This is a genomic window from Aliarcobacter faecis (genome assembly GCF_013201705.1).
GTDB classification, from domain to species: domain Bacteria; phylum Campylobacterota; class Campylobacteria; order Campylobacterales; family Arcobacteraceae; genus Aliarcobacter; species Aliarcobacter faecis.
In genome coordinates this window covers 1,676,239-1,693,730 of the sequence record NZ_CP053837.1, presented here as the reverse complement: position 1 = coordinate 1,693,730, position 17,492 = coordinate 1,676,239, and the positions used below count along the sequence as shown (strand labels likewise).

The 17,492-nt window shown below is 26.4% G+C and carries 22 protein-coding genes; 17 read left to right on the top strand and 5 right to left on the bottom strand.

The features are described from left to right. The first annotated feature begins 276 nt into the window (after positions 1-276). The 4 genes from AFAEC_RS08575 to AFAEC_RS08560 all read left to right on the top strand — a co-directional run bounded on the left by AFAEC_RS08575 (position 277) and on the right by AFAEC_RS08560 (position 2,269). Complete coding sequence (locus AFAEC_RS08575) at positions 277-642, top strand: hypothetical protein (RefSeq protein ID WP_026806232.1); 366 nt, start codon at positions 277-279, stop codon at positions 640-642. A 10-nt stretch (positions 643-652) separates the two neighbouring features. Continuing rightward, positions 653-1,516, top strand: coding sequence for a hypothetical protein (locus AFAEC_RS08570; RefSeq protein ID WP_026806231.1), 864 nt, complete (start codon positions 653-655; stop codon positions 1,514-1,516). A 65-nt stretch (positions 1,517-1,581) separates the two neighbouring features. Beyond that, positions 1,582-1,764 (top strand): hypothetical protein, encoded by a 183-nt coding sequence (locus AFAEC_RS08565; RefSeq protein ID WP_026806230.1) that lies wholly within the window; start codon positions 1,582-1,584, stop codon positions 1,762-1,764. Continuing rightward, entirely contained in the window at positions 1,754-2,269 is a 516-nt protein-coding gene (locus AFAEC_RS08560) for a hypothetical protein (protein ID WP_026806229.1), read from the top strand. The genes AFAEC_RS08565 and AFAEC_RS08560 overlap by 11 nt, the downstream gene beginning before the upstream one ends. A gap of 11 nt (positions 2,270-2,280) precedes the next feature. Here AFAEC_RS08560 and AFAEC_RS08555 read toward each other — a convergent pair whose 3' ends face one another. Further along, the gene (locus AFAEC_RS08555; RefSeq protein ID WP_026806228.1) at positions 2,281-2,745 is read right to left on the bottom strand and encodes a hypothetical protein; all 465 of its coding nucleotides are present in this window, start codon (positions 2,743-2,745) and stop codon (positions 2,281-2,283) included. A gap of 767 nt (positions 2,746-3,512) precedes the next feature. Between AFAEC_RS08555 and AFAEC_RS08550 the strand changes: the two genes are divergently transcribed. Further along, positions 3,513-4,658, top strand: coding sequence for a replication initiation protein (locus tag AFAEC_RS08550; protein ID WP_026806227.1), 1,146 nt, complete (start codon positions 3,513-3,515; stop codon positions 4,656-4,658). A 388-nt stretch (positions 4,659-5,046) separates the two neighbouring features. Then, positions 5,047-5,535: a peptide-methionine (S)-S-oxide reductase MsrA gene (msrA, locus tag AFAEC_RS08545; protein WP_034216579.1), complete on the top strand. Its 489-nt coding sequence runs from the start codon at positions 5,047-5,049 to the stop codon at positions 5,533-5,535. Here the strand turns inward: msrA and AFAEC_RS08540 are convergent. Beyond that, entirely contained in the window at positions 5,528-5,866 is a 339-nt protein-coding gene (locus AFAEC_RS08540; RefSeq protein ID WP_026806225.1) for a hypothetical protein, read from the bottom strand. The genes msrA and AFAEC_RS08540 overlap by 8 nt on opposite strands. A gap of 71 nt (positions 5,867-5,937) precedes the next feature. On the opposite strand from AFAEC_RS08540, the gene AFAEC_RS08535 reads away from it, so the two are divergent. Continuing rightward, a complete protein-coding gene (locus tag AFAEC_RS08535) occupies positions 5,938-6,252 on the top strand; it encodes an MTH1187 family thiamine-binding protein (protein ID WP_026806224.1) in 315 nt (104 codons plus the stop codon). Positions 6,253-6,308: 56 nt separating this feature from the next. Continuing rightward, on the top strand, positions 6,309-7,205 hold the full coding sequence (gene ppk2 / locus AFAEC_RS08530; protein WP_026806223.1) for a polyphosphate kinase 2: 897 nt from the start codon (positions 6,309-6,311) through the stop codon (positions 7,203-7,205). A gap of 16 nt (positions 7,206-7,221) precedes the next feature. Here the strand turns inward: ppk2 and AFAEC_RS08525 are convergent, their stop codons facing one another. Continuing rightward, on the bottom strand, positions 7,222-7,794 hold the full coding sequence (locus AFAEC_RS08525; RefSeq protein ID WP_026806222.1) for a ribonuclease HII: 573 nt from the start codon (positions 7,792-7,794) through the stop codon (positions 7,222-7,224). Positions 7,795-7,914: 120 nt separating this feature from the next. On the opposite strand from AFAEC_RS08525, the gene AFAEC_RS08520 reads away from it, so the two are divergent. The 8 genes from AFAEC_RS08520 (at position 7,915) to AFAEC_RS08485 (ending at position 15,579) form a co-directional block, all read left to right on the top strand. Continuing rightward, a complete protein-coding gene (locus AFAEC_RS08520; RefSeq protein WP_026806221.1) occupies positions 7,915-10,497 on the top strand; it encodes an ATP-dependent Clp protease ATP-binding subunit in 2,583 nt (860 codons plus the stop codon). A gap of 73 nt (positions 10,498-10,570) precedes the next feature. Next, on the top strand, positions 10,571-10,705 hold the full coding sequence (gene rpmH, locus AFAEC_RS08515) for a 50S ribosomal protein L34 (protein ID WP_024775877.1): 135 nt from the start codon (positions 10,571-10,573) through the stop codon (positions 10,703-10,705). Then, positions 10,693-11,028 carry a ribonuclease P protein component gene (gene rnpA, locus AFAEC_RS12435; protein ID WP_081754528.1) on the top strand — a complete coding sequence of 112 codons (336 nt, stop codon included), beginning with the start codon at positions 10,693-10,695 and terminating at the stop codon, positions 11,026-11,028. Before rpmH ends, rnpA begins: the two co-directional genes overlap by 13 nt. Then, on the top strand, positions 11,025-11,357 hold the full coding sequence (yidD, locus tag AFAEC_RS08505; protein ID WP_026806220.1) for a membrane protein insertion efficiency factor YidD: 333 nt from the start codon (positions 11,025-11,027) through the stop codon (positions 11,355-11,357). The genes rnpA and yidD overlap by 4 nt, the downstream gene beginning before the upstream one ends. Then, positions 11,350-12,930, top strand: coding sequence for a membrane protein insertase YidC (yidC, locus tag AFAEC_RS08500; protein ID WP_026806219.1), 1,581 nt, complete (start codon positions 11,350-11,352; stop codon positions 12,928-12,930). The genes yidD and yidC overlap by 8 nt, the downstream gene beginning before the upstream one ends. A 17-nt stretch (positions 12,931-12,947) precedes the next feature. Beyond that, positions 12,948-13,811, top strand: coding sequence for a Jag N-terminal domain-containing protein (locus tag AFAEC_RS08495; protein ID WP_026806218.1), 864 nt, complete (start codon positions 12,948-12,950; stop codon positions 13,809-13,811). Further along, positions 13,786-15,156, top strand: coding sequence for a tRNA uridine-5-carboxymethylaminomethyl(34) synthesis GTPase MnmE (mnmE, locus tag AFAEC_RS08490; protein WP_051487595.1), 1,371 nt, complete (start codon positions 13,786-13,788; stop codon positions 15,154-15,156). Before AFAEC_RS08495 ends, mnmE begins: the two co-directional genes overlap by 26 nt. Positions 15,157-15,168: 12 nt before the next feature. Further along, positions 15,169-15,579 carry a hypothetical protein gene (locus AFAEC_RS08485; protein WP_026806216.1) on the top strand — a complete coding sequence of 137 codons (411 nt, stop codon included), beginning with the start codon at positions 15,169-15,171 and terminating at the stop codon, positions 15,577-15,579. 1 nt (position 15,580) lies between these two features. On the opposite strand, the gene AFAEC_RS08480 is transcribed toward AFAEC_RS08485, so the two are convergent. After that, the gene (locus AFAEC_RS08480) at positions 15,581-16,066 is read right to left on the bottom strand and encodes a SixA phosphatase family protein (protein WP_026806215.1); all 486 of its coding nucleotides are present in this window, start codon (positions 16,064-16,066) and stop codon (positions 15,581-15,583) included. A 105-nt stretch (positions 16,067-16,171) separates the two neighbouring features. Between AFAEC_RS08480 and AFAEC_RS08475 the strand changes: the two genes are divergently transcribed. Further along, positions 16,172-16,855 carry a TIGR02117 family protein gene (locus tag AFAEC_RS08475; protein ID WP_026806214.1) on the top strand — a complete coding sequence of 228 codons (684 nt, stop codon included), beginning with the start codon at positions 16,172-16,174 and terminating at the stop codon, positions 16,853-16,855. Here the strand turns inward: AFAEC_RS08475 and AFAEC_RS08470 are convergent. Beyond that, positions 16,829-17,491 (bottom strand): response regulator transcription factor, encoded by a 663-nt coding sequence (locus AFAEC_RS08470; RefSeq protein WP_026806213.1) that lies wholly within the window; start codon positions 17,489-17,491, stop codon positions 16,829-16,831. The two genes, AFAEC_RS08475 and AFAEC_RS08470, sit on opposite strands and share 27 nt — an antisense overlap. Position 17,492: the final 1 nt, after the last annotated feature.

The following is a 17,492-nucleotide window of genomic DNA, read 5'->3' as shown; positions in this document are numbered from 1 at the left end:
CTATTTTTGCTATATTTTGTATAAAAACACCCTAAAATCTTACAAATCTCAAACCATTCAAACACTAGCCAAAAACTTACTGCCCAGTTGAATTTTGAGTTTTTTTATTTCTACTTTTAACTTGCCTTTAAACTCTTATGTTTTGCTCTTGGCATTTCGTGATATTGCCATTTTATAAATAAATCACAGGTCTAAACCACAGTTAAGAAATAATTTATATTTTCTATATCTTCTAGGTATTCCGTATATATAAAAATACAAAGGAGTTATAAAAATATGTTTACAAATAAAAAAAAACAATATTACAGCAATATATTAGGATTTAAAAATTTAGATGATTTTGAAAATTTTGCTAAAAGATATTTAAAATATCTTCAAAATCAAACACTTACAAAAAATAGAGTAATGAGTGGTTTTTTCATCTTACTTGAAATTCAAAAAGAAACAATATCTAAGAATAAAACTCTTATAAATTTGGAAAATATAAAAAATCAACACATTAAAAAATACTCAACTCTAATTCTAGATTTAAGAAAAAATGGAAGTGGTAGCCAATCAATATCAAATTATTTATATGAAAATCACAGAGTTAAAATTTCAAGGGGAACTATCGAAAAATTTTATAAACAAAATAATCTTTAAGGTTTCTAATATGGCAAATCTAAAGGGAGGAACATTTCAAAAGCAAATTAAAGATGCTTTCCATAGATTGGAAGCTTTTGGAGTTTCAAGGGCTGGAAAAAGCGATAATTTAACTCATAGCGATAAACTAGCTGAAAAAAGGGAGATGTATTTAAGAGATATAACATCTTTTTTTAAATCTCAAAATCTAAATAATAAACTTAATACTCTTTTCACAAAGCAAAACTTAGATAACTTTTTTAATCAAAGATTAGAAAATCTATCTTCAAAAACTCAAGAAAACTATTTAAGGGGCTTCTCCAGTATGCTTCAAGGTTTAGAACAACAAAACATAACCATTCCATTATTTACAGAAGATAAAGAGTTCTTTAATGATAGAGTAAAAATCATAAAAGATGAAGCAGACATTATAATCGAAAATAGATATATTGAAAATGTTGATAATGTAATAAAAAGTTTATATGAAGATAGGGCTATATCAGGATTAATTGCCCAATGTCAGTATGATTTATCAATTAGACAATCAGAAGCTTTTGAACTTGTAAAAAATCCATTAAAATATCTTGATAATGGCTATGTTATGGATTTAGTAGGGAAAGGAAATCATAGATATATGGCTAAAGAAATATCATTTGAATTAGAACAGAAACTTTTAAATAATAGTTATGATTTAATAGATAAATCAACATATTATCAGGATTTAAAAAGTTATGATATATCTTCCCACGATTTCAGATTTACAGCTGCAAGAGATAATTTTGAAAATATGTTAAAAAATGGAATAAGCGAAAAAGAAGCAAAACTAAAAGTGAGTGAAGAACTAAACCATAAGAGAGAAGCTATAACGGATTATTACCTAAAAAGAACGGAATAACTTTTTTTTGATTTATATATTTTATTATTGTATAATTGGACAATAAAATCAATAAGGAGAAAACTATGGGATTTGTTATAAAAAATAATGAAGTTCAAAGAGCTAAAAAAATAGTTTTGTCTAAAAATGATAGAAAAATTATTTTTACTCAAACTACAAAACAAAAAGAGATATTAAAAGAAGCTATTGAAAGAAGAGCAAAAGCTGGAGTTGAAAGAGTAAAGGCTACAGCATTTTATGGTGAATGATAGATTTGAAATTGTAATTATAAAAAGTTCTAATCTTTTTTCTTTTTTTGAAGAATATAAGCCAAATATAGATTATCCAAAACTTGAAGAGATATTTAAAAGCACTTCTGAACTTTGTTATAATCAAGATGATGTTTCATTTACAAATGTTATTCATGCTTGTTTTGATAAAAAAGAAAAAAGATATTGTGCTTTTTTAAATGTAGGAACAACAGCAGATATTGATGACCTAATAAGTATAAGTATAGAATTTTTATTTGTTGAAAAAGATTACAGAAAAATAGAATTTGAAGAACTTGGAAATATTAAAATCTCTGAATTTTTACTTATAGATTATGTTGTCTTAAGTATGGGAGAAATAATAAAAAATCAAATTGGTATAAATAGTGTCGCAATTACTCCAGCAACTGATAAAATAAGAGAACTTTATTCTTCTTATGGATTTCAAACTATAAAAGGTAGTGGTTCAAAAGAAGTTGAAGATTGGATGATATTTAACTTATAAATAGCTAGATTTTAACTAGCTATTCTTTTCTTTTCATCACTTTTTAAAGTTTCACTTCCATATTTTGCTTTTATCTCTTCCATAGATTTTGGATTTGGATTTTTAGCTTTCATCTCTCCGTAATACCACATTTTCTTTTTAGAAGCCCATTTAAAACCTATCTCTTTCAATTTTTCTTTTATTTCTTTCGTATCCCCACTAACCCAAACCCAAGAGCCAATAAGTTCTATATTTATATTTTCAAAATGTAAAATTAAACTTATTATTTTTTCTAATTCAATATCAATTTTTGAAGAGTTAGAAAAATATATTTTATGCTCTATTAAATGGTTATATATTTCATTAAGTAGTTTAAATTCTTCTTCACTTCCTCCAATGTCAGGGTGTAATTTTTTGGCTAAAGTTTTATATATCTTTTTAGCTTCATTTATACCCTCTATATCTTGAAACTCTTTTAAAATCTCTTCTCTTGTCATCTTGTATCCTTTAAATTTTGGTTTTCATTTTTGAAGATTTGAGGGTTTGTTTTTTCTCTTCTTTTTTAATTTTTAAGAAGATTAAAATTAAATCCTTTTTTATTTCAAAAATTTTTCACTTTCGTTAGTTTTCGGGCTTTGTTAAGTGTGGAATATATATTTTTTCTTAGGTTAAAACTTAAAATTTTGAAAAAGGAGGGATAACGGAATGAAGTGAGTATATGCTCATTTGAGAAATTTTCAGTTTTGAGTAATAAAACAATATATCACACTTAAAACTTATAAAGCCAAAAACTAATGAGTAGCGATTAATGAATAGAAAAAAAGATTTAAGTATTTCTTCTGTCGCATTGCGAAAAATTAAAATAAAAGAAGAGTTATTTTAAAATCCATTCAAAAAAATACCTCTCTAAGCCCTATATAATGGCACTTTGAAGCCAAAAAAAAGTTTTTATGATTATTAAATATATATTCTTATTTATTTATATTTTCTAATCTTTAAAATTAATATTTATTTTTTATTCTCTCTTTTTTATTCTTAGTATTTGTTATCTTCAATTATCTTTTATTTCTTCATTTAGGTTGGGTTTTAAATAATACAGTAAGACCATCTAAGATGAACATTTTTTTTTACTTTTTTTTAAAGAATTTTTCATTTTTTTTACTAAATCTAACTTTTACAAAAAATCACTCTTATAACAATAAAAATATGTATTAAATTCTATTCCAACACCTTTCAGGGTTGCTCCAAAAAAAGGAGTAAGCCCATGACAATATTAAATAAATATAAAGATGAAGATGAACAACTAAAAGAGCTTTTATTAAAAAATCTTCCTAAAAGAACAAAAGCAGGTAATGAAAAACATTTATCAAATATATATGAATACCCAACGATAAAAGCATTAAACAAATATAAATTTATTAATTTTAACTCTAAAGAACAAATAAGTTTTTTAATATTTGATATAGATAAATATGAAGATAAAACAGCTAAAGAGCATTTTAAAAATATATATGTTTTTTTAGATTATATAACATCTAATATAGGGATAGAACCAACTTATATCCTGGAAACAAATAAGGGCTTCCATTTTGCTTATCATCTAAAAAATCATATATTTACTTATCAAAGAAAAGCTTTGAAGTATGTAATGGATATAAAAGTAGCTATAACGAGAATGTTAAAGTGTGATGAAATAGCTTCACATCGGCTTTATGGGGTATGGAGAAATCCACTCTTACATGATTTTTATTTTTCTCAAAAAATAAATTATGAATTAGATGATTTTAAAAAATATATTCCAAAATCTGAATTTACAAATACACCTTTGAAATTAAAAGTAAAAATTAATGAAGATGAACTAATAGAAGGACAAAGAAACAAAACTTTATTTAAATATGCCATGAAATTTGCTAAAGGTAAAACAACACTAACTAAAGATGATATATTAAACTTTTTAATAAATATAAATAATTCCAAAAATGTAGGTTTAGGAAATACAGAATTAATACAAATCTCAAATTCCACTTTTAAATACTGGCAAAATGGAAAAATTTTATTTGGAACAATGAAAGATGAAAATTTAAAAGTTGTAAACAGTGGTGTTATGGAGTTTGAAAAGATGAAAAATTTAAGTTATGATGAATACTTAGAAGAAACAAAACAAAGACAACAAAAAGCAGCAATAAGAACTTTAAAATTAAGAGATAAAGAGAAAAATAAAAAGCAATTATTAGAAGCAAAAGAAGATTATATTTCAAAATTACAAACACAAAAAGAAAATCTAGTAATAAATGCTATCTTAGAATTACAAGAACAAAAATTAAAAGTAAATATTGCTTCAATTTCAAGAGTTGCTAAGATTGACAGAAGAACTGCTAAAAAGTATTTTTTAGCCTATGAAAAATATTGATATATAAATAATAATTTGATAAAATTGTCCCTTATGTCGTAAGGGCATATTTAAAGCCAACGGATTTCGTTTTGGACGTTAAGCTAAAGGACATTTGGGCATTTAGCAAATAACCGTAAAATCTTGAGTAAAAGTATGTGGTCTTTTATTCACTTCTCTTTTTTTATAACCTTTATTTTTATATTTAATTCTTTCAAAATTTTAAATCAATATCTAATTTTAAATAATCAATGTATAAGAATAAATAAACTAAAATCTAACTCAAAGATTGAAAAATTTGGGATACCGAAAAGGGATATTAAAGCTAAAAAGTATCCCAAAAAGGGGATACTTTTGCCCTTTTTGTAAACACCTATCCCTGAAAAAGTAGTTAATAAAGGACGATTTTATGGGGCTTTCTAAAGCATATTTCGCCGCTGGGTGTTTCTGGGGAGTTGAGTACTATTTTCAAAGACAAAAAGGTGTAAAAAGCGTAGTTTCTGGTTATATGGGAGGATTTGTAGCAAATCCAAATTATGAGCTTGTAAGTAGTGGAAATAGTGGACATTTAGAAGTTGTTGAGGTTATTTTTGATGACAATATTGTAAGTTATGAAGATTTAGCAAAATTATTTTTTGAAATTCATGATTTTACTCAAACAAATGGACAAGGTCCAGATATTGGAAGTCAATATTTAACAGCAATTTTTTATACAGATGAAAATCAAAAAAATATAGCTCAAAAACTAATTATAGAGTTGGAAAAAATGGGATATAAAGTAGCAACAACATTATATCCTGAAGTTACTTTCTACAAAGCAGAAGATTATCATCAAAACTACTACAATAGGCATAATAAAATGCCATATTGTCATAGTTATAAAAAAATATTTAATTAGTACCTAATATATAGTAGATTGGTTTTTTATCCAATCTTTCTATATTTACTTTATATTTTTCTGCCCATTTCCAAATAGTATCATGGAACTCTTCAAGCATCTCTTTTGAATCATTTTCATCGCATTTAATTTTTAGATAATCAGTTTTATTTGATAATCCAACATAAGCATTCATTCTTTTTATTTGGTCATTTAAAGTTAATATATGTTTTGCAAACTTATCAAAATTTTTTGTAACATCAATTACTTTTTGTGCTTGTTTTAATGACTCATCACTTAATGAATAACCAAGTTGAGACAAAATAACTTCAGCAGAAACATCTAATTGCATATTTATCCTTTTTAATAAAATTTATATATACTAGCAAAACAAATTTGAAAATATGGTTTAGAGGATATAATATGTCAGTTTTAATGAGTTTGAGTATGTTTCCAACAAATACAGTAGGAAGTAAAAGTAAAGAGGTATCAGAGATTTTAAAAATAATTAAAGATAGTGGACTTAAATATCAATTAACATCTATGAATACAATAGTAGAAGCAAAAACATTAAAAGAGCTTTTAGATTTAGTAAATCTTTGTTATTTGAAGCTCGAAGAATTAGGATGTAGTAGAGTTTATGCAAGTATAAATTTTGATATAAGAACTACTGGAGAAGATAGGATAAATAGTAAAATAAAATCTGTTGAGAATCATATAGGTATAGTTTCTAAATAGTTTTAGTATAATAAAATAATTAAAATAATTAAAATAATTAAAATAAAGGGGTAATAATGGGATTTGATAAATATTATGATATAGATTTAGTAAATAAAACTAATATGAGTTTAGATGAGTTTAATGAAAAAATAAAAGAGGGAAATGGAAGTTTTATTAGTGAAATTCATTCAAAATTTCTTTATAGAACAAAAGAAGAGATTTTAAAACCATATCAAGTTGAGCTTATTAAACTTCAAGCACATCTTGAAAAAAATAATGAAAAAATGATTATTCTAATGGAAGGAAGAGATGCCTCAGGAAAAGGTGGAGCTATACGAAGAATTACAAGATATATGAATGAAAAACATTATAGAGTTGTAGCTTTGGGAAAACCTTCAGATGTTCAAAAAACTCAATGGTACTATCAAAGATATGTTGAGCAGTTTCCAAAAGGTGGAGAGATAGTTATTTTTGATAGATCTTGGTACAATAGAGCTATGGTTGAACCTGTTTTTGGTTTTTGTACACAAAAAGAGTATGAAGTTTTTATGAGAAGTGTACAAAGATTTGAAGAGGATTTAGTAGAGCATGGGTTTCATTTTTTAAAAATTTATTTATCTGTTTCAAAAGAGGAGCAAGCAAGAAGATTTGAAGAGAGAGAAGAAAACCCATTAAAACAGTGGAAATTAAGTGAAATTGATATGCAAATGCAAAGTCGTTGGGAAGAGTTTACACAAAAAAAATACGATATGTTGAAATATACAAATACAGAAAAATCCCCTTGGATAATTATAAGAAGTGATAGTAAATTTTTAGCAAGACTTAACTCTATAAAAGTTATTTTAAACTCAATTGATTATGAAGGAAGAGATGAGAGACTTGACTTTACAGTTGATAATGATATTGTTATTACAGCTGAAAAAGAGCTTGAATTAATGGATATGAAAAGAGTTGTTAAGTGGAAAGATTAAGGAGTTTTCCTTAATCTTAAAATAAAGATTTATAAATTTCTTTATCATCAATCCCTTTTATTTTATAAGAAACTCTATGAATATCACTTCTTCCAAATTTTTTTATAGCTTCGATGTGAGCTTTTGTTCCATATCCTTTGTGTTTTTTGAAATCAAATTTTTCATAATCTTTTGAAATCTCTACCATATATCTATCACGACTTACTTTTGCCAAAATTGAAGCTGCACTAACTTCACTATATTTTGCATCTGCTTTTATCTCTTTTTGTAAAGTTTGTATTCCAAAATTTGTATTTCCGTCCATTAGAAATGAACTTGAAAACTCTTTTAAATTTTCCATTATCTCTAAAATAGAGTTTTTTATACAAAAGCTAATTCCAAAATCATCAATCTCTTTAGCACTTTTAAAAACTATATGATATTTTGATTTTTCAATTATTTCATCAAAAAGTTTTTCTCTTTTTTTTTCACTTAATTTTTTTGAGTCATTCAGTCCAATAATCTCTTTTAAAAGTACAACACCAGCAACTACCAAAGGACCTGCAAGTGGTCCTCGACCTGCTTCATCTATTCCACATAAATTTTTCATAAAAACCTTTGAAATTTTTTAAAAAAGTATTATAATAGAAAATAGTTTTTTGTTAAGACTTGACAATACTTGACTAAAGTTATATAATCATAATTAGCAATTAAATATAAGGAGTGCTAAATGAATGATAATAATATTTTTGAACAAATGACGAATCAATTAAGAGAAGCAATAGATAGTGGTTTAAATCTAGCTTTACATAATAAAAATCAAGAAGTAGAAGTGGTGCATATTTTATGGGCATTACTCACAAATACAAACTCTGTTTTAAATCAATTATTAAATAAGATGAATGTAAATAAAGCAGCAGTAGAACTTGAAGCAAAATCAAATGCTAGTAAACTTCCAAGTGTAAGTAGTGTTACAAAAGAGAGTATTAAAATATCAAGAAATCTATATGAAAGTTTTCAAAAAGCTGCTGGACAAATGAGTAGTTTGGGAGATAGTTTTATCGCTATTGATAGTTGGTTAATTGCAAACTTTGATAACTCTACAATAAAAGAGATATTAGGAAAATATATAGATTTAAAAGAGGCAAAAAAAGAGCTTGAAGCTTTAAGAGCTGGAAAAAATATAGATAGCCAAAGTGGTGATGATAATCTTGAAGCTTTGAATAAATATGGTATAGATTTAAATAAACAAGCAATTGATGGAAAATTAGATCCAGTTATTGGAAGAGATGAGCAGATTAATCGAATGATGCAAATTTTGATTAGAAAAACAAAAAATAATCCTATTCTTTTAGGAGAACCAGGTACTGGAAAAACTGCAATTGCTGAAGGATTGGCTCAAAGAATAGTAGCAAAAGATGTACCTACAAGTTTACTTAACAAAAGAGTTATAGCTTTGGATATGAGTGCTTTAATTGCTGGAGCAAAATATAGAGGAGAGTTTGAAGATAGATTAAAGTCAGTTATTGATGAGGTAAAAAAAGATGGAAATATAATTTTATTTATAGATGAAATTCATACAATAATTGGTGCAGGTGCATCTGAAGGAAGTATGGATGCTGCAAATATTTTAAAACCTAGTTTAGCTAGAGGAGAACTTCATACTATTGGTGCAACAACACTAAAAGAGTATAGAAAATATTTTGAAAAAGATCAAGCAATGCAGCGAAGATTTCAACCTGTTAATGTAAATGAACCAAGTGTGAATGAGGCTTTACAAATTTTAAGAGGTATAAAAGAGAAACTTGAAACTCACCATAATGTAACAATAAATGATAGTGCATTAGTTGCAGCTGCAAAATTATCAAGTAGATATATAACAGATAGATTTTTACCAGATAAAGCAATAGATTTAATAGATGAAGCAGCAGCAGAACTTAAAATGCAAATAGAGAGTGAACCAACAGCACTATCTAAAATAAAAAGAGAGATTCAAACTTTACAAGTAGAAAAAGAGGCTCTAAAAATGGAAGAGAGTCAAAAAAACGAAGATAGAATAAAAGAGATTGAAAAAGAGTTGGCAAATAAGAGTGAAGAGAAACAAAATCTTGAAGCTAGATTTGAAAATGAAAAAGAGACTTTTAATGCTTCAAGTATTCTTAAAACAAAAATAGATGAACTTAGAACAAAAGCAAATATTGCTAAACGTGAGTCAAAATTTGAAGAGGCTGCAAAAATAGAGTATGGAGAGATTCCAGAATTAGAGAAAAAAGTAGAAGAAAATGCTCAAAAATGGGCAAGAATGCAAAAAGAGGGAACCCTATTAAGAAATAGCGTAGATGAAGAATCAATTGCTAGCATTGTTTCAAGATGGACTGGAATACCAGTTAATAAAATGCTTGATAGTGAAAAACAGAAAGTTTTAAGAGTTGAAGAGGTTTTAAAACAAGATGTTATAGGACAAGATGAAGCTATTAAAGCAATTAGTAGAGCAATTAAGAGAAATAAAGCAGGTCTTAGTGAATCAAATAGACCAATAGGAAGTTTTCTATTTTTAGGACCAACAGGAGTTGGAAAAACTGAAAGTGCAAAAACTTTGGCTAAATTTTTATTTGATGATAGTAAAAGTTTAATTAGATTTGATATGAGTGAATATATGGAAAAACACTCTGTTTCAAGATTAGTTGGAGCAGCTCCTGGGTATGTTGGATATGAAGAGGGTGGACAATTAACAGAAGCAGTAAGACGAAAACCATATAGTGTGATATTATTTGATGAGGTAGAAAAAGCACATCCTGATGTATTTAATATTTTACTTCAAGTTTTAGATGATGGAAGATTGACTGATAATAAAGGTGTTACAGTTGATTTTAAAAATACTATTATAATCCTTACTTCAAATATTGGAAGTAGTAAAATAATAGAGATAAGTGATAAAGAAAATAGAAGAAAAGAGGTTTTAAATGAGTTAAAACTTCACTTTAGACCTGAATTCTTAAATAGACTAGATGATATTATAATTTTTGAGCAGTTAAATCTTGAAGCAATTACAAAAATTGTAGATATTTTATTTAATAATATTAGAAAAAAACTTGAAGATAAAGATATTGAAATATCTATTACACAAGAGGCAAAAGAGCATTTAGCAAAAGTTGGATTTGATCCAGTTTATGGAGCAAGACCTTTAAAAAGAGCAATTTATGAAGAGATTGAAGATAGATTGGCGATGCTTATTTTGGAAGAAAAAATCTTTGAAGGTTCTAAAGTAGAGTTTGATTTAAGTAATAATGAGATAATTTCGAAAGTTTCTTAAAATTATAAAGATATTTTAAGTAAGATTTTTATACAATCCACAACTTATTTAGAAATTTTGAGGAAAAATTAAGATGAAAAGAACATATCAACCACATAACACTCCTAAAAAAAGAACTCACGGGTTCAGAGTTAGAATGGCTACTAAAAATGGTAGAAGAGTAATTAATGCAAGAAGAGCTAAAGGTAGAAAAAGATTAGCTGTTTAAGTAAAGACTATAGACTAAATAGTCAAAAAGATTTCTCAAGAATATATAAAAGCGGCAAAAGTTGGCATACTGCTAGTTTTGTCGCTTTTTTTATTCCAAATTCTTCATTAAAAATTGCATTTGTTGCTTCAAAAAAACTTGGAAATGCAGTAGAAAGAAATAGAGCAAAAAGAAGATTAAAAGCAGGACTTTTAACTTTTGAGGATAAATTTATTTCTGGAAATTATGTTTTTGTAGCAAAACAAACACTTGAAAATAGAGATTTTTTAGAGTTAAAAAAAGATTTCAATTTTGCACTAAAAAGATTAGAGCTTCTTAAATGAAGCAAATAATAAAAAGAATAATCAGATTTTATCAAAAATATTTATCAGTAATATCATATGGTTCGTGTAGATATTATCCAACTTGTTCTCAATATGCTTTATGGCAATTTGATAATAATGGAGTTTTTAAGGCGTTTTATTTTACAATATTACGCATTTTAAAGTGTAATCAACTTTTTGCTGGAGGATTTGATTATCCAGTTATTAAAAAGCTTGAAAAAACAAGTATCAATTATAAAAAAATAAAAATAATATATTGGTATATCCCAACTCAAAATGGGAAGTATTTAGTAGTAAAAAACAGGGAGTGGAAGAAAGAGAATGAGTAACTATAATCAAAATAGTGGTTTACAAAAACGAATGATAATAATGACTGTATTAGTTTTTGTATTTTTTATAGCATATGAATTTTTGGTATTAAAACCAAAGCAAGAAGAAAGAGCAGCTCAGGCTAAAATAGAACAAGAATCAAAGCAAAATGCAGCTCCAGAAGTTAGTCCAGTTGTAACACAAGATAGTAAAACAGCTATTGAAGCACCAAAATTTACTGATAGTAAAATTGTTACAAAAATAAAAACTCAAAATAATATTATTGAAATTGATAATTTAGGAAGAGTTGCACAAGTAACTTTACTTGAAGAAAAATATAAAAATGATAAAGGTGAACAGATTAAACTTTTCTCAGCAAATCAGCTAAGACCATTAGAGACTAGATTTGCAGATTCAAGTGTAAATGAAGAGGCTTTTAAAATAGATGTTGTTGCAAGTAACAGTGAAATTGATGCTAGTAGCTCTAAACAAGAGTTAGTTTTAACACAAACTTTAACTAATACAGTTTTAACTAAAAAGTTTACTTTTTATCCAGATGGACACTATGATTTAACAGTTAGCTCTACAAATGATAAGCAGTTTTTTATTACAAATGGATTTAGACCAGATGTAATTGCTGATATGTATGCAGTTCATGGATTTATGACTAAATTAAATGATGGTACTTTGAAAACTATTGAAGATAAAGATTTAAGCCATGAAGAGACTTTAACTGGGCTTAAATTTGTATCAAATTTTGATAGATATTATGCAACTGTTGTTTATAATTTTGAAAAATCATTGGCTATTACTTTAATGCCTGATAGCTCTAATAATCCACAATCATTTATTCATGCAAACTCAAATATTAGTTTTAGTGGATTTATGGGACCAAAAAACTATAATGATTTAAAAGCTTTAAATCCTGAATTAATTGATGTTATTGATTATGGATGGTTTACATTTATTGCAAAACCTATGTTTACTTTACTACAATTTATTCAATCTTATGTAGGAAACTGGGGTTGGACTATTGTTATTCTTACAATTTTAATTAAGCTTGTACTTTATCCTTTATCATATAAAGGTATGATGTCTATGCAAAAATTAAAAGATTTAGCACCAAAAATGAAAGAGATTCAAGCTAAATATAAGGGTGATAAACAAAAACAATCAGTTGCTATGATGGAACTATATAAAAAACATGGTGCAAATCCAATGGGTGGATGTTTACCTCTACTTTTACAAATTCCAGTTTTCTTCGCAATTTATAGAGTTTTAATTAATGCAATTGAGTTAAAAGGTGCTGAATGGATTTTATGGATTAAAGATTTAGCAGAGATGGATCCTTGGTTTGTATTACCAATTTTAATGGGTGCAACTATGTTTATCCAACAAAAAATTACACCAAATGCAATGCAAGATGAGATGCAAAAAAAGATTTTCCAATTATTACCAATAATTTTTACATTCTTCTTCTTATGGTTCCCAGCAGGTTTAACTCTGTACTGGTTTGTAAATAATCTGTTTACTATAGCTCAACAATATACTATAAATAGAATATTTGAGAAAAAAAGAGTCGCAAAAAACTAATCAAATAGGAAGAGTTTATGAAAAAGTTTGAAGCAGATAGTTTAGAAAAAGTTTATGACTTAGCAAAAAAAGAGTTTGAATGTTCAATTACAGAGCTTGTAATTGAGGTAATTCAACAACCAACAAATGGTTTTTTAGGTTTTGGAAAAAAGAAGGCTATAATTTGTGCATACAAAAAAGAGAATTCTACTTTGAAAGCAGCTGAAAGTAAATCTTATAAAAATAAAGATGTAAAGATAGAAGATGTATCTTCAAAAATAGAAAACTCTAAATTAGAAGAGAAAACTATTGTAAAAGAAGAGAAAAAAGAGATTTTAAAAGATGTTCCAAAAGTAGAGTCAAAAGAGCAAATTTTTGATAACTTTTATGGTGAAGAAAAAGGTGAAATCTCAAAAATATTTATTAGAAAAGATAAAGATATTGTTTTAAAAGAGGTAAAAGAGGGTTTAAATCTTTTATTTAATGAATCATGTTTTAATCTTGAAGATATAAAAGTTAGTTTTTATGATGATGAAACTCTGTTTATAGAGTTTTTAGGAGAAGATTCAGCTTTACTAATAGGTAAAGAAGGATATAGATATAAAGCTTTATCATATATTTTATTTAATTGGATAAATGATAAGTATGGTCTAATGCTTCGACTTGAAGTTGCAGAGTTTTTGAAAAATCAAGAACAAGCAATTTCATTATATTTAGAACCTGTAATTGAACTTATAAAAGAGAAGGGGAGTTTTAAAACAAAACCTCTTGATGGTATTTTAGTTCATATTGCATTAAAGAGATTAAGAGAAGAGTTCCCTTTAAAATATGTTGCAGTTAAAACAAATATAAAAGGTGAAAAATATGTACTTGTAAATGAGTACAAAGCTAGAGAAAATTGATTTGAATTTTGATGATACAATTGTAGCAATTGCTACAGCAAATGGAATAGGTTCAATTTCAATAGTAAGAGTTTCAGGGGCTAAAGCTCTTGAAATTGCCCAAAAAATCTCACAAAAAACTAAAATAATCCCACGATATGCAACACTTTCATACTTATATAATATAAATAATGAATTAATTGATGAAGCTTTAATTTTATATTTTAAAGCACCAAACTCTTTTACAGGAGAAGATATTGTTGAGTTTCAATGTCATGGTGGTATAGCTATTTCAAATTTAGTTCTTGATACTGCTTTAGCTCATGGAGCTAGAATGGCTATGGCAGGAGAGTTTTCTAAAAGGGCATTTTTAAATAATAAAATGGATTTAAGTAAAGCAGAAGCTATCTCTAAAATAATTGAAGCAAGAAGTAGTGATGCTGTAAAACTTTTAGCTCGGCAATTAAAAGGTGAATTGAAAGATTTTGTTGAAGATATAAGAGAAGATTTACTTTTTATGCTTGCATATACTGAAGTTACTATAGATTATGCTGAAGAGGATTTACCAACAGATATTTTTTCTAAAATTGAAGAAAAGATAGCAAAAATAGAGGAAAAACTTCAAAATACTCTTGAAGCTAGTCAAAGAAGAGAAGGTATGATAGAAGGTTTTAAAGTAGCAATTATTGGAAAACCAAATGTTGGGAAATCAAGCCTTTTAAATAAACTTTTAAATTATGATAGAGCAATTATCTCTGATATTGCAGGAACTACTAGAGATACTATTGAAGAGAGTGTTAGAGTAGGAACTCATATTATAAAAATAGTAGATACAGCAGGTATTAGAGAAGATACATCTGATGTTATAGAGCAAATTGGAATAGAAAAGTCTATAAAAGCTATTAGTGAAGCTGATATTATTGTAGCTTTATTTGATAATAGTAAAACTCTTGATAGTGAAGATAAAAAGATATTAGAGCTTTTATCTAGTACAGAAAGTAAAAATATAATAAAAGTTTTAAATAAATGTGATCTTGAAAATAGATTTGAAAAATCAATCTTAGGTGATTTTATAGAACTATCAACAAAAGATAATATAAATCCTCTTTTAAGAAATATAGAGAATATTTTAGATGAAAATACAAGTAGTGATGAATTAACTTTGGTATCTAAAAGACAGATTTTAAGTGTAAAAAATAGTTTAGAAAATATAAATTTGGCAAAGAATCCACTTTATAGTGGAGAGTTAGAGTTTTTTGCTCACCATATAACAGAAGCTTTACATGAGATTTCAAATATCACAAGACCTTATGAAAATGATGAGATGCTAGATGTTATGTTTGGTGAATTTTGCCTTGGTAAATAAGAGGAAATAGTAATGAAAAAAATTTTAGTTTTAGTTTTACTTTTAATATCTACAAATGTTTTTGCAGATAAATGGGATGATTTTTTAAAAGATAGTGGTTTTCCAAAAAAAGTAGTTGATAATGGAAGTTTAGTGACAGGTAAAATTTTAGATGCAACAGTTAGTTATCAAATTAAAAATAATGATGGAATAAAAGGAAACTTTGAAAATAGTGATAGTGCAAAAGTTATAATTAAAAACAAACAAGGTGAAATACTAAGTACTGAAAAGTTTTTGAATGTAGCGGAACTTAGAACTTGGGGAAGAGAAAACTTTTTTGAGATTTTCTCTTTTGTTGTTGGAGATAGAAAACTAGATTCTAAAACATTGACAGAGCTTACTTCTCTAGCACAAGCTGCTTTAATAAATAAAAATATAAGATAAGTTATACATCACTAGATTTTGTATAGCTTACTAGCTTTGCATTTGATTTATCAATATCTATCCAACTATTGCAATCAAAATCTATTTCCATAACTGCACCCTCTTCAAATTTCTCTTTAAATCCTACAAGAGTAACGGCAAGGGCAGTTAAAGATGGATTGTGTCCAACTATTAACATAGTATCAATACTATCATAAGTGTATGTGATAGTCTCTATTAACTCATTTACAAATGCCATATATAAAACTTCATTTAACATAATAGTTTTGTTATAAGCTAACTCTTTTGCAAATATTTCAGCTGTGTGTCTTGTTCTTACTGCTGGACTTGCAACTATTAAACCAATATTTGGATTTTTTGAAGCCAAATGTTTTGCCATTTTTTCTGCTTTAGTAATACCATCAGCAGTTAATTCAATATCATAATCGTACTCATTTAAGGCTTCTCTATCTTTTGTTGTATGCCTTGCTATAAAAACTTTTTTCATTTTTCCCTGCTTTTATAAAAAAATCTGAAATTATCAAAATTTTAACCTTATTTTTATAAATAAAATATAAAAATAACCGAATTGATTTACCAAAAAGTGGGCTTTATGATTAAAAATCTTTTAAAAAATATATTTCTTTTTTTTATTTTAATATTTTCTTTAATATTAATATTTTTTTTAAGTGAATTTATATTGTCAAGAATATCAAATGATTATAAAACTTATTCAAATTTAGAGTATGAAATATATTTAAAATCAAATGGAGTTCATACAGATATTGTTCTTCCACTTGATAACAATATCATATATTGGGCAAAGCTTTTCCCATTTGAAAATACAGTTAGTAAAAGTAAAAATTTTAACTATATTTCTATTGGTTGGGGAGATAAAGGTTTTTATCTTGATACACCAAGTTGGAGTGAATTAAAAGCTAGTACAGCTTTAGTTGCAGGTCTAGGAATTGGCTCAACAGCATTTCATATCACATATTATAAAGATATGCAAGAAGATGATTTGACTATAAAAGTACCAATTTCAAAAGAGCAGTATGCTTCAATAGTTTCAACTGTAAAGAAAAACTTACAATATGAAAATGGGCGTTCTATAAATATTAAAACAGATGCTCAATATGGAGAAAATGATGCTTTTTATGAAGCAATTGGGAGTTATAGTATTTTTCATACCTGTAATACTTGGACAAATAACACTTTAAAAGAAGCAAATCTTCCATCTTCAAAATGGTTAGTTTTTGATAAGGGAATTTTATATCAATATAAAAATCTCAAATAGGGTTATTTTATAAAATATCCCTCTTCTATAGACATTTGTATTATATTTTGGTACTTTTTTTCTTAATCTTTTTACTAAGCTTCTAACAGCATCTAAGCTTTTATCTTGTTTATTATATACAAAATCTTCAATTTGTGAGTGAGAGATAATTTGCCCTTTATTTTTTAAAAGTAGATAAAGGAAATCTCTTTCATATTTTGTCAAATTTACTTCACAACTATTTACAAGTAGAGTTTTGTTTAAAAGAGAAAATTGTATATTTTCTGCAAGATGTATGATATTATAGTTTTCAACTATCTTTTTAATTTTTAGAATAATCTCTTCAATATTAAAAGGTTTTTTTATATAGTCATCGCAACCTTTTTGATATGCTTCTTTTATCTGAGTAATATTAATATTTGCACTAATAATAATCACATTTGATTTTGGATTAATATTTTTAATGTACTCTAGTAGGGAAATACCATCTATATTTGGAGTATTTACATCAAAAATATATACAAAATATTCTCCACAAATATTTTCTAAAGCCACACTTCCATCATAAAAAGTATCAACAACAAAATTTTCTGCTTCTAGCATCTCTTTAATTGATTCATTTAAAGAGTAATCATCTTCTAATAAAAATATCTTCATA

Bases quoted from the DNA above. Each gene is read 5' to 3' on its own strand.
- rpmH (WP_024775877.1), top strand. From the start codon at position 10,571: ATGAAAAGAACATATCAACCACATAACACTCCTAAAAAAAGAACTCAC.
- AFAEC_RS08535 (WP_026806224.1), top strand. From the start codon at position 5,938: ATGTCAGTTTTAATGAGTTTGAGTATGTTTCCAACAAATACAGTAGGA.
- AFAEC_RS08470 (WP_026806213.1), bottom strand. From the start codon at position 17,491: ATGAAGATATTTTTATTAGAAGATGATTACTCTTTAAATGAATCAATT.
- AFAEC_RS08565 (WP_026806230.1), top strand. From the start codon at position 1,582: ATGGGATTTGTTATAAAAAATAATGAAGTTCAAAGAGCTAAAAAAATA.
- ppk2 (WP_026806223.1), top strand. From the start codon at position 6,309: ATGGGATTTGATAAATATTATGATATAGATTTAGTAAATAAAACTAAT.
- AFAEC_RS08485 (WP_026806216.1), top strand. From the start codon at position 15,169: ATGAAAAAAATTTTAGTTTTAGTTTTACTTTTAATATCTACAAATGTT.
- AFAEC_RS08520 (WP_026806221.1), top strand. From the start codon at position 7,915: ATGAATGATAATAATATTTTTGAACAAATGACGAATCAATTAAGAGAA.
- yidD (WP_026806220.1), top strand. From the start codon at position 11,025: ATGAAGCAAATAATAAAAAGAATAATCAGATTTTATCAAAAATATTTA.
- AFAEC_RS08525 (WP_026806222.1), bottom strand. From the start codon at position 7,794: ATGAAAAATTTATGTGGAATAGATGAAGCAGGTCGAGGACCACTTGCA.
- AFAEC_RS08575 (WP_026806232.1), top strand. From the start codon at position 277: ATGTTTACAAATAAAAAAAAACAATATTACAGCAATATATTAGGATTT.
- AFAEC_RS08560 (WP_026806229.1), top strand. From the start codon at position 1,754: ATGGTGAATGATAGATTTGAAATTGTAATTATAAAAAGTTCTAATCTT.
- msrA (WP_034216579.1), top strand. From the start codon at position 5,047: ATGGGGCTTTCTAAAGCATATTTCGCCGCTGGGTGTTTCTGGGGAGTT.
- AFAEC_RS08570 (WP_026806231.1), top strand. From the start codon at position 653: ATGGCAAATCTAAAGGGAGGAACATTTCAAAAGCAAATTAAAGATGCT.
- yidC (WP_026806219.1), top strand. From the start codon at position 11,350: ATGAGTAACTATAATCAAAATAGTGGTTTACAAAAACGAATGATAATA.
- AFAEC_RS08540 (WP_026806225.1), bottom strand. From the start codon at position 5,866: ATGCAATTAGATGTTTCTGCTGAAGTTATTTTGTCTCAACTTGGTTAT.
- AFAEC_RS08550 (WP_026806227.1), top strand. From the start codon at position 3,513: ATGACAATATTAAATAAATATAAAGATGAAGATGAACAACTAAAAGAG.
- AFAEC_RS08495 (WP_026806218.1), top strand. From the start codon at position 12,948: ATGAAAAAGTTTGAAGCAGATAGTTTAGAAAAAGTTTATGACTTAGCA.
- AFAEC_RS08555 (WP_026806228.1), bottom strand. From the start codon at position 2,745: ATGACAAGAGAAGAGATTTTAAAAGAGTTTCAAGATATAGAGGGTATA.
- AFAEC_RS08480 (WP_026806215.1), bottom strand. From the start codon at position 16,066: ATGAAAAAAGTTTTTATAGCAAGGCATACAACAAAAGATAGAGAAGCC.
- AFAEC_RS08475 (WP_026806214.1), top strand. From the start codon at position 16,172: ATGATTAAAAATCTTTTAAAAAATATATTTCTTTTTTTTATTTTAATA.
- mnmE (WP_051487595.1), top strand. From the start codon at position 13,786: ATGAGTACAAAGCTAGAGAAAATTGATTTGAATTTTGATGATACAATT.